Source organism: Rothia sp. HMSC064F07 (assembly GCF_001837265.1).
GTDB lineage: Bacteria > Actinomycetota > Actinomycetes > Actinomycetales > Micrococcaceae > Rothia > Rothia mucilaginosa.
Genome location: NZ_KV831928.1, coordinates 88,769 through 102,582 on the forward strand (window position 1 = coordinate 88,769; position 13,814 = coordinate 102,582).

Sequence of the window (13,814 nt, forward strand, 5' to 3'; positions counted from 1 at the left end):
CGGTTTTCGTTTATCCTCCAGCGTTTTAGAAGACTAGTACTTTAGAAAGTCTTGAGCATGCGCAACGGCACCAGACGCTCAGCGTCCGTCAGCGAACCGTGCTGACCAACCATGTGCAGGGCACGCTCCTGATAGTGGCGCATATCGTACAGCGCCCAATCGTCGCGAGCGCACACCATCAGGTCGCCAATGCGGCCGCGCGCCGCATCCGTGATGACCGGGCCGAAGTAGCCGGCGCGCATCAGCTCGCGAGAGTCAATCACCCAGGCGCGCTCGCCCCAGTACTGCGCCCAACGCTGAGCGGTGGCGGTACGTGCCGCCTCCGAGGTGTCTTCCAGGTACAGGTGCACGGCGCGCGGTTCACCGGCGGTCATGGCGATATTGCGGGTCAGCTCCTCCACGCCCGAGTAGTCGATGCGCTGGTGCTCGGGCACGTTCACCATGCCGTGATCGGCGGTCACGAAGAGTGCCGCCCACGCCGGGGCGCGCTCCGCCAGACGCTTCAGCGCCGAGTTCAGTTCCTCCAGCTGCTGTAGCCATTCGTCGCTACCCACGCCGTAGCGGTGGCCCGCCGCGTCAATCTCGCCCCAGTACAGGTACACGGTGGTGGGGGTGCGGCTGGAGAGCGCCTCCAGGGCGTAGGTGACGCGGGCGTTATAGCCGACAGCATCCACGAAGTCGCCGCCACGCAGCGCCGCCTCCGTCAGACCGGTACCGCGGTACTTACCCAGCGAAATGGTGAGCACGCGGCGGTTCGTATGGTGGCGTTCCAGCACGGTCGGCAGCGGCTGCCAGGCGTGCGGGTCCACCGACTGATCCCAGCCGGACAGGTGGTTCATGACCGAGCCCGCTCCCCCATTACCTGCCGGGTTGCGCACCTCATAGCCGGCAATGCCGTGCGCGCCGGGTGCCGTGCCGGTACCCAGCGAGGTCAGGGAGGCGGCAGTCGTAGTGGGGAACGCGGCGTCCAGCGGGCCCAGGTTCAGGGTCTTACGCAGGGCGGGCGCGTAGCCACCGTAGCTGTTGAGCAGCTGCTCGCCCAGGCCGTCCACCATGATCACGCAGGCGTGACGGAACGACACCGGGTCAACATCCTGCTCCGCGAGGCGGCCGGCAAGGTTCAGCGGGTCGGCAACAGCGTGGAACGCCGGGTCGGAATCTAGCGCGTGCGCGGGGCGCGCCAGGCTTCGCTGAGCCACCAGAGAGGAGGCGGACTCCAGCACATCGGCGATGCTATTGCTACCGTAGGCGGGCGCGGGAGGCAACGGCGCGCCCAGAACATCGTGCAGAGTGGGCTGTTCGGTGCGGGACGGGGCCGTCATAAGTTCCTCTCGGGTGTCTTAGGGGTGTAGCGAGCGCCGTTGGGGCGCTGGTTTTTATCGGCGGGTTGCGTACATGCGGGCACGGTGCAGAGCACGCGCAAAATGCTGCGCACGCTGAACCGACTCAGGACCGTCAGCGGTCGCAGAAACACGCACCGCAATGTCCTCGCGGCGCGCATCGCCGGTGAAGCCGTGGTCGGCGTTGCACTGCGGATCCTGGCAGCCAGCAGGAGCCAGCTCCATGTGCAGCGAACCGGTCCAAGCAATCTGGAAGGAAATCTCAGTCGGGGCGGTGCTACCGGCGTTGTACGCCTGCGGCTGGCTGAAACCGTAGCTGATGGTGACCGCGTTCAGGGCGCTCAGGTGCACCGCCTCCACGCTCACATGCGCCACGGTGCCCTGCGCGTCACCTTCAAGGTGCTGGTCGTCCAGGTGCGCAAAGATGACGTGCTCACCGCAGAGCACCATCACGGTGATGTGGCGGTGAAAATCATCGCGGGAGAAGTGGGTTTCATGCTGTACGAAGTGCGCGTCCGGGTTCATGCCCGCCAGCGCGTCATCCACCACTTCCAGCACGAGGTCGGGGTAGAAACCGGCATGCTTAATATCTGCGACCAGTTGCTCGCGTTCGGGGGTGGTGGCGTACATCGTACCTCTTTCGTGCGGTGCCCTCATGAGGCGACGTCGGTCGGCGCACACGATGAAGGCGGTTAGGTATTACTCCCCTCTACCTTAGAGGGTTCCAGCCGGGCTGTGCTACTTGACCACGCTAATACAGGCTCATATGACGGTGTGCAATCCCCCGGTATGCTTCGGTTACTGCCCCGCAACCGCCTTGGCGCACCCCACAGATGACGCCGACCAACCAGCCCGTCTCATCCGCTACCACCCGCTAAAATAAGAGGAGCGAAAACACACCGACACGAGGAGATATATGGCTCGCCGATCCAAATCCGCCGTCAGCGACTACCCGGTGGATGTGGTAGAGAATATCGTCGACATCGACGTATCCGCCGAGATGGAAACCAGCTTCCTGGAATACTCCTACTCGGTGATTTATTCGCGCGCCCTCCCCGACGCCCGCGACGGCCTCAAGCCCGTGCAGCGCCGCATCCTCTACATGATGCACCAGATGGGTCTGCGCCCCGACAAGGGCCACGTCAAGAGCGCCCGCGTGACCGGCGAGGTCATGGGTAAGCTCCACCCGCACGGCGACGCCGCCATCTACGACGCGATGGTGCGCCTCGCCCAGCCCTTCGCGCTGCGCCTGCCCCTCGTTGACGGTCACGGTAACTTCGGCTCCCTCGATGACGGTCCGGCAGCCGCCCGATACACCGAAGCACGCATGGCACCCGCCGCGCAGGCACTCACCGCCGACCTCGAAGAAGACGTGGTTGACTTCGTACCGAACTACGACAACCAGTTCATGCAGCCCTCCGTGCTACCCGCAGCGTTCCCGAACCTGCTCGTCAACGGCACCACCGGCATCGCGGTCGGTATGGCAACCAACATGGCGCCGCACAACCTGCGCGAGGTCATCGCCGGTACCCGCCACCTCATCGCCCACCCCGAGGCGAGCCTCAAAGACATCATGAAGTTCATCCCCGGCCCCGACCTGCCCACCGGCGGCACCATCGTGGGTCTGGGAGGCATCCGTGACGCCTACGAAACCGGCCGCGGCACCTTCAAAACCCGCGCGAAGGTCTCCATCGAGCAGGTCAGCCCCCGCAAGCAGGGCATCGTTGTGACCGAACTGCCGTACATGGTCGGCCCCGAAAAGGTCATCGAAAAGATCAAGGACGGCGTCAGCTCCAAGAAGCTCACCGGTATCTCCGACGTGGTCGACCTGACCGACCGCACCAACGGTCTGCGCCTCGTCATCGAAATCAAGAACGGCTTTAACCCGGAGGCGGTGCTCGCCGCCCTCTACAAGCACACTCCGCTTGAGGACTCCTTCGGTATCAATAACGTGGCGCTCGTGGACGGTCAGCCGCAGACCCTTGGCCTGCTCGACCTGATGCGCGTGTACATTGACCACCGCCTGAACGTGGTCCGCCGCCGCACCGAATTCCGCCTGGGCAAGCGCACCGACCGCCTGCACCTGGTGGAGGGCCTGCTCGTGGCGATCCTCGACATTGACGAGGTCATCCAGATCATTCGTGAATCTGACGAGACCGCTCAGGCACGCGAAAAGCTGAAGGCCGTCTTCGACCTGACCGACACCCAGGCGAACCATATCCTGGAGCTGCGCCTGCGCCAGCTCACCAAGTACTCCCGCCTGGAACTCGAGGCAGAACGCGACACCCTGCAGCAGGAAATTGCGGAATTGCAGCGTATCCTCGGCTCCGATGCGGCACTGCGCGAACTGGTCTCCGACGAGCTCGCCGAAGTTGCCGAACGCTACGGCACCGACCGCCGCACCCAGCTCAAAACCAAGGACGACATGCAGGTCGCCATTGAGGCAGTCACCGCGCAGTCCAAGGCGAAGAAGAGCCTGGGCCTCGCCCTCGAAATCGCGGATGATCCCTGCTGGGTGCTACTTTCGGCATCCGGCATGATGGGACGTACCCCCGGCAAGCCCATCCGCGAGGCGCTCGTGGATCCCGGCAAGCGTTTCAAGCACGACGTGTTCACCTCGATTGTGCCGACCACCGCGCGCGGCGAGATCGGTGCCGTGACCTCCGCAGGACGCATGGTGCGTCTGTCCGTCATGGACATTGCGGTGCTGGACGAGAACGGCGGCACCCCCTCCATGACGTCTGCTGTGAAGGCAGCCGAGCTGGTTCAGCTCGCCAAGGGTGAGAAGCTGGTCGCCCTCGTACCGCTGAACACGGTGCTGGCGCTAGCAACTGCGGGAGGCGTAATCAAGCGCCTCAACCCGGATTACCCGCTGAACCAGACCGAGTGGGACATCATGAAGCTCAAGGACGGCGACGAAATCGTAGCCGCCGCCCCCTGCCCCACCGACGATGCGGTGCTCACCTTCGTCACTCGCGATGCGAAGTTGCTGACCTTCGACGCGGCAAAGGTCCGCCCGCAGGGACGCACCGGCGGCGGTATCGCAGGCATCAAGCTTGCCGACGGCGATCGCCTCATCGCCCTGGGTGTGACCGCGCCCGGCGACGCGGCGGAGGTCGTGACCGTCACCAACGGCAAGGATGGCCTGGCGAGCGCCAAGGTCACCGCGCTGAGCGAGTACCCGCAGAAGGGCCGCGCGACCGGCGGTGTGCGTGCGCACCGATTCCTCACCGGTGAGAGCCAGCTGGCTCTGGCGTGGGTGGGCGTGGGCCCGGCGAAGGCGGCGTCCTCCGGCGGTGTGGCTCGTTCCCTGCCGACCGAGCACGGTGCCCGTGACGGTTCCGGTGTGATGCTCACTCAGAGCATCGGCATTGTGGGCCCGAACTATGCGGCTGTTTCTGCTGCGCTGGCGGTTAGCCCGGAGGGTGAAAAGCTCTTCTAGGCGCGCCGTTCACGGCCTTTTGACCTTAGGTTGCTAACGAAGCCGGGGGTGAAGACACGTTGTGTGTGTCTTCACCCCCGGCTTTTATGTGGTGTACCTTAAGTAACACAGCACACATTTTTTGACGCATTATTCCTAGAGGATTTGTCGTGCTTGATTTACTGTCCGTCACACCAGAGTTATTTATCGTGCTCCTGCTCGCCGCCTTCTGCGCGGGATGCATCGACTCTGTCGTGGGCGGAGGCGGCATGATCCAGCTCCCCGCCCTACTCATGGCGCCCGGATTCTCCCCCGTCGCCGCCCTGAGCACCAATAAAGTTGCCAGTTCCATGGGCACTTTGACGAGCGCCTCAACCTATATTCGCTCGCTCAAAATCCCGTGGAAAATCCTGCTCCCCGTAGCGTTCGTGGCGTTCTGCGCCTCCGCCGCCGGCGCGTACTGCGCCACGATCCTGCCAGCACATATTTTCCGCCCTGCCATTGTGGTGGTTCTAGCCGCTATCCTCGTCTTCTCAGTGCTACAACCGCGCATACCTCGCGGGCAGCCTCGCGTGCTCGCAACCTCATCGTTCCTAGTGCGCGGCTTTGCGCTGGGTCTGATTCTGGGCGGCTACGACGGCATCCTCGGGGCTGGCACCGGCGCGATGATGCTCGTCGCCCTGCAGATAGCCATGGGCTACGATATGCTCCACGCAACCGCAGCCGCCAAGGTTCTCAACACCGCCACCAACCTCGGCGCGCTCCTCTATTTCATTCCGCTAGGCTCGATTCACTGGTTCCTCGGAATTGCCATGGGATGGGCCAACATGGCGGGAAGCTGGGTTGGTGCCCGCACCGCAATTCACCTGGGTGAACGATTCATTCGCCACGTGCTCGTTATCGTTATGACCCTCATCTCATGCTGCTGCGATTGAGCGCGCAGATACTCGGCTGGGTTTAGCTCCCTCCTCCGAACCTATTCGCGCGGAGATATAAACACTCAGAACTATCTGCGCACAAAGAAATGCCCCGGTACTTTCACGAAGTACCGGGGCATTCCTCGCAGTTTCTTGCGTTCAATCTCGCCCGTGGTGGCTACGCTCAGCTGCGTTTAGAGGCGAACCACCTCATCGCAGCGGGCAATATCCTCAGGACGGTGCGACACCAGAACCGTAGCCACGGAGCTGGAGCGGGTCGCCGCATCCAAGTCAGCCATCAGCGCGCGGGCAGACTCAGCGTCCAGGTGCGCGGTCGGCTCATCCAGCAGCAGCACCGGCGAGTTCACCAGCAGGGCACGAGCCACCGCCAGACGCTGACGCTGACCACCGGAAAGGAAGGAACCGCCAGCACCCACCGGGGTGCGCAGGCCCTGAGGCAGAGCGTCAAACCACTCGCCCAGACCCACACGGCGCAGAACCTCAATCAGCTCTTCCTCGCTCGGGCGATCCGAACGGTCACGAGCCAGCATCAGGTTGCCCTCAAGGGTCGACTCGAAAATGTGAGCCGCCTGCGGGCACCACGCCGCGTAGCCACGCAGCTGCTCACCCTCCAGGACCTCACCGGAAGCCAGCACGCGACCGGATTCCAGCGGCAAGAAGCCCAGAACGGTTGCAAGCACCGTAGACTTACCGGAACCGGAGGGGCCGGTCACCGCAGTCCAGGAGCCCGCACGAGCATTCATGTTCAGGTCGGTGAAGACCGGGTGATCCATGCCGGGCCAGCGGGCGGCAGCGTCCTGCAGGCTCAGGGCGGGGTCGGTGACCTTCACGCCAAGCTCCTGCGGGGTACCGCAGCTGACCAAGGTGGGCTCGCCGGGCTTCGGCGGGCGCGGGGTATCGCTCTTAGAACCAGCCGCAGATTCGGGGCGGTCAAAGCGGTGAGCACGCTGACGGTCAGCCTCCAGCAGCTCCTCCATCTCGGCCTCCGCGCGGGCACGCAGACGCTCAACACGACGCGGCAGAACGTGGGTGTCCACCTCAGCCTCTGTCGGCACGGAACGCTTCAGGGTCGAGGTTGCAACAACGCCCTCCAGGGATACGTCACGCACGCTCGGGGCAATCGTCGCGAGCAGGCGGCTGAACGCGGGCCAGGAGCGGACCGCCTCAACATGACCCAGAGAGCTTTCCAGCATGCCGGTGCACAGCAGTACCACAATCGCCGCTTCGGGGGCACGCACGGTGCCATCAACAGCCAGCGGGTATGCAATGACTGCGCTCGCCAGAGCTGCACCGAACCAGCTCAGAGTCACGAGGGTACGACCCACGCCCTGAGCGGTCGAGCCCTTCTGCAGGGCGGACAGGTTCTCGGCGTCCAGAGCGCCGTTAGCCTTCTCAGCGGTGGTTGCCACGCCGTTAGCGCGCAGGTCCTCAGCCGCCGAGAGCATGCCGGTACCCAGGCGCAGCATCTGCGCGGTGGAGCGGCGAGCCAGTGCCTCCGCACGGGCGTCGGCGCGGAGCACAATCCACGGAGCCACAAAAGTGCTGACCAGCACGGCAAGCAGGACCGGAATCAGAGCCTGCGGCAGAATGCACGCGGTCGTAATCAGCGCCGCGGTCATGACCAGCAGGTGCGCAGCCGGCGGAATAATAACGCGCGGCACGCCGTCACGCAGCTCATCAATACCGCCCACGAGGCGTTCGAGCAGCGCGTCACCACGCAGCAGGGCACGCACGCTGCTCACGCTCTGCCATGCGCCAACCCAGGCGCGCAGACGCAGAATATTTGCGGCGGCAAGAACCTTCGAATGGGTCATTAGACGCTCAGCGTAGCGGGCGCAGGCACGACCCAGGCCGAAGAAACGCACGCCCACAATGGCGACCATCAGGTACATCATTGCCGGGCCCTCGGCAGCGCGAACAATCAGCCAGCCGGACAGCGCGGTCAGTGCCGCAGCCATCAGGGAAGTAATCGCAGCCATGATCACCGGGCCGGTTGCGGCGCGAACACCAATACCGGTCAGTTCCTTCAGGGTGCGCAGGCTTGCGAACAGGCCGGCAGGCTCGGCTTCCTCGGTCTCGGCAGCTACGGAGGCGCCCGCCGGGGCGGTGCTTTCAGCCTCGTACTCTTCCCTGTCCTTGAGCAGGTGCGCGGGGGCTTGCGCGGGAACCGCAACGCGGGCGGTATTCGCCTCGGCAGTCCAGGTGTAGCCCTGGGCGGTCTGCACGGCACGAACGAGGATATCGCAGCCAGCGGCGAGCTCCTGCTCGTGGGTCACAATCAGCACGGTTGCGCCAAGTTCCGCCAGGCGGTGCAGGGCACGGGTCACCAGGTATGCCGAGTAGGCGTCCAGGTGCGCGGTCGGCTCATCCACCAGGACCGTCAGCACGGTCTGTTCACCGCCGGCACGGTAGATAGCCTCGGCACGAGCCAGGGTGCGTGCCACGGCGAGGCGGCGCGCCTGACCAGCACTGAGGGCACCGGGTTCAAGGGCGGTCAGCTTCTCCATGCCCAGCTGAGCCAGCGGGCCAACCAGCAGCGCGGACTCGGCATCGGTGACGGACAGCTTCTTAGAGTCCATCGCTTCACCGAGCAGAGCGGCTGCACGCTCACGCTCAGCCTCGGTAGCGCTGAGTGCGTAGAGAGCCATTTCGGTCTGCACGGTCGGCGCGGTGAAGACCGGCGACTGCGGAATAACCAGGGTGGTTCCCAGACCGGTCACGCTACCGGTCAGGTGCACGGGCTCCTCCGAGCCGGTGGGCACCAGACCCTCGCGCACGGCACCGGAGAACACGTTCAGCAGGGTGGACTTACCGCAGCCGGATTCACCCATCACGCCGATAACCGCACCCCGCTCACCCTGGGCGGTTTCAGTCTGGGTGGTGCCAACGCGACGGTCCAGATTCAGGGACAGGTTAGTCAGCACGGCAGGACGCGCCGGGTAGCTCACCGACAGGTCCTCAACAGTGATGGTGGAAGGCTGAGCCTTCTGCACTGCCGAATCCTGTGCAGACGATTCCTGCGCATTCGAGTCCGCAGCGGCGGCGGGCAGAGGCGCATCAATAATCTTCTGGGCGCTACGCAGGGCGGCAACGCCGTCCTCCGACTGGTGGTAGGCGGCACCCACATCACGCAGCGGCTGGTAGCATTCGGGAGCCAGCAGCAGTACGAGAATTGCGGTGTCCAGGCCCAGGGTGCCGTTGACCAGGCGCACACCAATCAGCACAGCAATCAGCGCCACCGAAATGGTGGTGATGAGCTCCAGCGCCAGCGAAGACATGAAGGCGCTACGCAAAGTCTGCATGGTACGTTCACGGTAACGCTGACCGAGAGCGTTCATGGAGCGGGTCTGTGCACGTTCACGGCCCAGACCGATAATGACGGGCAGGCCGCGCACCAGCTCCAGAATATGGTCGGAGAGGCGGTGCAGTTCAGCCTGAGCTTCTGCGGTTTCGTCGCGGGTGTTCTTACCAATCAGGATCATGAACACCGGAATAAGCGGCAGGGTGCATGCCAGCACCATGGCGCTCATCCAGTCCAGGGCCGCCACAACAACCCAGAGGATGAACGGCACAATCGCGGTGGACACGAACGCGGTCAGGGTCTTGGTGTAGTAGTCATCCAGAGCGTTCAGGCCACGGGACAGCAACACAGCGGTCGCGCCGGTACCTTCGGGGGTGTCTGCGCCACCGGTGGCGAGCACGCGCTTGAGCAGGGCGGAACGAATCTGAGACTTCGCTCCGGAGGCGGCACGCTGCGCGCTCACAGCCAGCAGGTAGTCGGTACCCGAGCGGACGAGCAGGGCAGCCACGGCGACCGCAATCAGGCCGGGGGTAATGGTGTCTGCGTCACCGAAGATACCACCGAGGCCGAGCAGCCAGCCGCCGTGCGCCTCCAGCTGCGCCTGCGCGGAGCCCGAGAACTCAATGTAGGCGCGGTACACGTCCGGGGCGCTCGTCTCTTTGAGGCGCGCGTGCTCGGCGGCAACAGCGGCGAAACCGGCGTGTGCCGCGCGGGCAATAATCACAGCCAAGGCGGCACTGAAAAGCACCGTCGCGAGGGTGTGCACGGCGGTGATAACACCGAACGTGCTGAGGGTTTTACGGGCGTCAGGGCCCAGAGGTGGGCGGCGGTCAGCGCGGTCATTGCGCTTTCCCTCGGTCACCTCTGGTGCCTCAGTGTTCTGATGTTTGTCAGCATGACGCGGTGTGTGCGTTCGACTCACGTGTTGTCCTTAGTCTTCTGCTGTTTTTACCTCCCATCAGTTTAAGGGTTGGGCTATCCAATACCTATTTGACCAGTCAAGTTTCGGATAATTGGCTGTCCCTCACCCCGCGCTAGTTCTAGCCGCGCATCGCATCAGCGGGGCTCTTGCGGGATGCCACCCACGCCGGGTACGCCGAAGACACCAGACCGGTAAGGGCGCCAACGCCCACGCCGAGCACCACGAATCCGGGCGAGAGAACCGCCTGCCAGCCCTGCACGAGCGAAAGAATAATCGTCGCAATCATGCCGGAGCAGGCGCCGATGGAGCCGCCGAGCACGCCGAGCATGACGCCCTCCATGAGGAAGATGCGGGCAATCAGCCATTTACTCGATCCGATGGCGCGGCGCAGCGCAATCTCTGCGGTGCGCGATTGCACGGACAGATACATTGCGGTTGCCGCCGAGAGGGAGGCGAGCACCAGCAGAATACCGGAGAGCACACCCACGTACAGGCCCAGATCCGAGGCGATAGACGCGCGTAGGCTCTGCAGGTCGGAGGGGGTTTCCACGTTGATCTGGCTGGGTTCAGCGGGCTTGAGGGTCAGCGGAATTGCCTTGGCGACCGCTTTGCCGTAGCCCCGTTCGGTTTCGGCAATGTATGTGACCTGGCCGCGTCCGGTGCGCTGAAGTGTGCCCGGCGAGACAATGACCGTATTCCTGAATTCGTAGCCGCTATTGCCGGGGTCGAAAAGGCCGACGACCGGCATCAGCTGACCATCCACCCAGATGCTCACACCGGGTGCCACCTGCGGCAGTCCGCCGAGCTTAATGCCGTAGTCGACGGCGGGTAGCTCGCCGGGGCGGGGCTCGGTTGTGGCGTTATCTGCCGCCTTATCTTCGGGGAGAATGCCGAGGGCGCGGGCAGCGGAGACCGAGACGATAGCGCCGGAGAGCTGCTCGGAGCGTTCACGGTCAGCAACGTTCTGCTGGGTGAGGGTCGAGTTCATCTGTTCGAGCGCACGCAGGGTTTCGGGGTTCATGCGGGCACCGATTTGCTCGAGCCGGGTCTTTGAGGTGGAGCTGAGGCCAATCGCCGTTTTGGGTTCGTCCTCGTAGGGGCTGAACCGGGTGATTCGCACGTCGGCGGGTGCCACGCTGCTGACGAATCCGGTGTTCTTCACGTAGTCCAGCGCGCTAATGCGGTCGGCAACATTCTGCGCGGATTCGCCCTGCCGGTAGGTTCCGAGCATGTTCTGGTCATTGTCCCTGTCGCTGATGTAGAGCGTGGATTGTTCGGATCCGAGCAGGCGCTGGTTCACCTGGTAGCTGGCGGATTCGCTCATGCCGGAGGCGCTGATGAGTCCGCCCACGCCCAGTGCGAAGGACAGACCCAGTAGCAGGGTGCGTAGCGGTCGTGAGGTGAGCGCGGAAATTGCCTCGATGCTGTCGTCGGTGAGGAAGCTTCCGCGGCGATGCGTAGCGGGCTTCTCCCCCGGTGCGAGGCTGGCGGAGGCGTCTACCGGGGCACCTACCGTGGCTTCTGCCGGGGTGTCCGTTGCAGCCGGCACAGCCTCGGCAACCGGCACCGTAGCCAAGTCGGCGCGGCTCTGCTCGTGCAGCCGCCCATCCTCAATGCGGATCACGCGGCGGGCGGCGGCGGCAACCTCCGGGTCGTGGGTAATCACCAGCACAGTACAGCCGGTCGCGTTAATGCGCTGAAGAATCTCAATGACCTTGGCGCTATTGTGGCTGTCCAGGTTGCCGGTCGGCTCGTCAGCAAGAATCAGCGGCGGACGCGTGGCGAGGGCACGAGCAATGGCGCAGCGCTGCTTCTCACCGCCGGAGAGGTAGCGGGTGCGGATGCTGGCGCGGTCGCTCAACCCCAGAAATTCTAGGGTTTCTTCGGTGCGTTGCAGGCGCTCGCTGTAGGGTACGCCCTGCACACGCAGACCCATGGAGGCGTTGGTCGTGCTGGTTTCGTCCAGCAGCATGTTTGAGGATTGGAAGATGAAGCCGAGGTGGTCTCGGCGCATTTCGTCGCGTTCTCTGTCGCTGAGTCCTTCCGTGTTTTTGCCGAAGAGGCTGTAGGTTCCGCTGGTGGGAGTGTCGAGCAGGCCAATGGCGTTGAGCAGGGTGGATTTACCGGAGCCCGACGGACCAATAATGGCGAGGAATTCGCCGCGTTCGACCACCAGGTCGAGGTGGTCGAGGACTGCTCGTTCGCTCCCCTCGAAGATGCGGGTAATGCCGTGCATTTCAATAGCGGGCGCGGTACCGAGCCCGGCGGCAGGTGTAGCGGCGGACGCTACGTTGGGCGCAACTGTAGGCGCACGTTCTGGGCTTGTGTCTGGGGTTATCTTACGGCGGCTCATGAGACAAGCACCTTCTGTCCCGCGCTGAGGTTCGCGTTGATTGCGGCGTATCCGCCGGCGGTGCGTAGAACCTCAACATTGACTCGTTCGGTGGCGGGCGCGTCCTTGCTGGTCGAGGTGGAGCTTCCGCCCTTTTCAACCAGCACGTAGGTGCCCTGGGAGTCCTGGCGTACCGCGGTAGTCGGCACGGCGAGGGTGGTTGAGGTGTTGCCCTTACTGGTGATGGAGGCGCTCTGCCCCGGAGTGAGCTTGCTCGGGTCGTCGGCGCTGAATCGCACGCTCTTTGCCGCCCCCTTGGAGGGGTCGTTCTGCAGCTCACCAATGCTGGTGATGGTGCCCTCCACGCTGCCGGTGGAGGTGCGCAGGCTAACGCGGTCGCCGGCCTTGAGCTTATTGGCAACGGAGAGCTCAACGCTGGATTCCACGTAGGGTTCGCTGGTTTCTACACTCGCGATGGGGTTGCCGTCGCTGATGAGCTGGCCGACCGCCGCAACGGCGGTGACGGTGTGGCTACCGCCGGGCAGAATCGCGTAGTTGCTGCGGGCAATGCTGGTGACCCCTTCGCTGGGCACGCCGGTCAGGTGCGCGCGGTGCAGGCGCGTGACGGCGTCGAGGGTGTCTTCGGTGACGGTGCCGCTCTGAGCGGTGGCGTACCCGGCGGAGTTCAGTGCCTTCTGGAAGGCGAGCACGTCGTCGCCGTTATCGCCCAGGTTGAGGTCGCGGTACAGCGGCAGCGGCCCTTCCAGCACGAAGACGGGGTCGGCGCCAATAATGCCGATGAAGTCACCGGCCTTGAGCACGTTGCCGGGCTTCTGGTTCTGGTAGACGAGCACCGGTTCACCGTTGGTGCGCGCGCTAATCGGGGCGGTCTCTCCCGCCTTGGTGGTTCCGGCAATGGCTAGTCCCTCACTGACGGTGCGTTCTTCAACCTTCGCCCAGACCGGGATCACGGTTTTCGCCTGCACGGCCGGGTCGGGGCCCGTGGCGGCGTAGCGGGTACCCAGGTAGAAGGACAGCATGAGCGAACCGATGGCGAGGATAGCCAGCAGCAGGAGCACGCGGGGTCGGGCGATGCGCTCGCTGAAGCGGTGCCCGCTGTTTTGGTTTTTCGTGTGAGTGGTCATGGCGGTGTCTTTCTGAACTGTGTCAGCGCTGTCTATTTCTCTGCGCTGCCTATTTCTTAGCGCCGTCTTTCGGTGCGCTGTCTTTTAGTGCCCCGGTTTACTGGTGCTCCAGAACGTACTGCTTGAACTTCTCGTCACGCTCACGTTCTGCCTTGCGGTCCTGCTCAAGCTGCGACTGGTACTTGCGGATGAGCGGCATCTGATACTGTGCCTCCAGGTCGTAGAGCTGCTTGCTCATGCCGACCTGCTGGTTACATTCGGCCTGGATGGTGGCGATGCGAATTTCCTCTTCGGAGGCGGGTTCGTTGAAACCGCCGTTCTTGCTCTGCTGCTCAGCCAGCGGGGATTCCTCGGCTACCGACCCTGCCTTATTGGGGGTGAGACCGCGGTCGGAGACGCACTGCTTCCACTTCTC

The 13,814-nt window shown here is 64.1% G+C and carries 7 protein-coding genes and 1 pseudogene; 2 read left to right on the forward strand and 6 right to left on the reverse strand.

Annotation, left to right across the window (positions count from 1 at the left end; translation table 11 throughout):
• Nucleotides 1-41: 41 nt before the first annotated feature.
• Complete coding sequence (locus HMPREF2712_RS08175) at nucleotides 42-1,322, reverse strand: alkaline phosphatase family protein (RefSeq protein ID WP_070506588.1); 1,281 nt, start codon at nucleotides 1,320-1,322, stop codon at nucleotides 42-44.
• Between the two features lie 54 nt (nucleotides 1,323-1,376).
• Nucleotides 1,377-1,970, reverse strand: coding sequence for a DUF5998 family protein (locus tag HMPREF2712_RS08180; protein ID WP_005506389.1), 594 nt, complete (start codon nucleotides 1,968-1,970; stop codon nucleotides 1,377-1,379).
• Nucleotides 1,971-2,256: 286 nt separating this feature from the next.
• On the opposite strand from HMPREF2712_RS08180, the gene HMPREF2712_RS08185 reads away from it, so the two are divergent.
• Together HMPREF2712_RS08185 and HMPREF2712_RS08190 are read left to right on the forward strand one after the other, a co-directional pair.
• Complete coding sequence (locus tag HMPREF2712_RS08185) at nucleotides 2,257-4,782, forward strand: DNA gyrase/topoisomerase IV subunit A (protein WP_070616498.1); 2,526 nt, start codon at nucleotides 2,257-2,259, stop codon at nucleotides 4,780-4,782.
• Between the two features lie 149 nt (nucleotides 4,783-4,931).
• On the forward strand, nucleotides 4,932-5,696 hold the full coding sequence (locus tag HMPREF2712_RS08190; RefSeq protein WP_070819726.1) for a sulfite exporter TauE/SafE family protein: 765 nt from the start codon (nucleotides 4,932-4,934) through the stop codon (nucleotides 5,694-5,696).
• 176 nt (nucleotides 5,697-5,872) lie between these two features.
• Here the strand turns inward: HMPREF2712_RS08190 and HMPREF2712_RS08195 are convergent, their stop codons facing one another.
• The 4 genes and pseudogenes from HMPREF2712_RS08195 to HMPREF2712_RS08210 form a co-directional block, all read right to left on the reverse strand.
• The gene (locus HMPREF2712_RS08195; protein WP_246827948.1) at nucleotides 5,873-9,862 is read right to left on the reverse strand and encodes a thiol reductant ABC exporter subunit CydD/CydC; all 3,990 of its coding nucleotides are present in this window, start codon (nucleotides 9,860-9,862) and stop codon (nucleotides 5,873-5,875) included.
• 178 nt (nucleotides 9,863-10,040) lie between these two features.
• The gene (locus tag HMPREF2712_RS08200) at nucleotides 10,041-12,275 is read right to left on the reverse strand and encodes an ABC transporter ATP-binding protein/permease (RefSeq protein ID WP_070616504.1); all 2,235 of its coding nucleotides are present in this window, start codon (nucleotides 12,273-12,275) and stop codon (nucleotides 10,041-10,043) included.
• Nucleotides 12,272-13,399 (reverse strand): efflux RND transporter periplasmic adaptor subunit, encoded by a 1,128-nt coding sequence (locus HMPREF2712_RS08205; RefSeq protein ID WP_005507836.1) that lies wholly within the window; start codon nucleotides 13,397-13,399, stop codon nucleotides 12,272-12,274. Before HMPREF2712_RS08205 ends, HMPREF2712_RS08200 begins: the two co-directional genes overlap by 4 nt.
• A 97-nt stretch (nucleotides 13,400-13,496) precedes the next feature.
• Nucleotides 13,497-13,814, reverse strand: a pseudogene (locus HMPREF2712_RS08210) (multidrug transporter); the annotation flags it as partial.

Bases quoted from the DNA above. Each gene is read 5' to 3' on its own strand.
- HMPREF2712_RS08200 (WP_070616504.1), bottom strand. From the start codon at position 12,275: ATGAGCCGCCGTAAGATAACCCCAGACACAAGCCCAGAACGTGCGCCT.
- HMPREF2712_RS08175 (WP_070506588.1), bottom strand. From the start codon at position 1,322: ATGACGGCCCCGTCCCGCACCGAACAGCCCACTCTGCACGATGTTCTG.
- HMPREF2712_RS08185 (WP_070616498.1), top strand. From the start codon at position 2,257: ATGGCTCGCCGATCCAAATCCGCCGTCAGCGACTACCCGGTGGATGTG.
- HMPREF2712_RS08180 (WP_005506389.1), bottom strand. From the start codon at position 1,970: ATGTACGCCACCACCCCCGAACGCGAGCAACTGGTCGCAGATATTAAG.
- HMPREF2712_RS08205 (WP_005507836.1), bottom strand. From the start codon at position 13,399: ATGACCACTCACACGAAAAACCAAAACAGCGGGCACCGCTTCAGCGAG.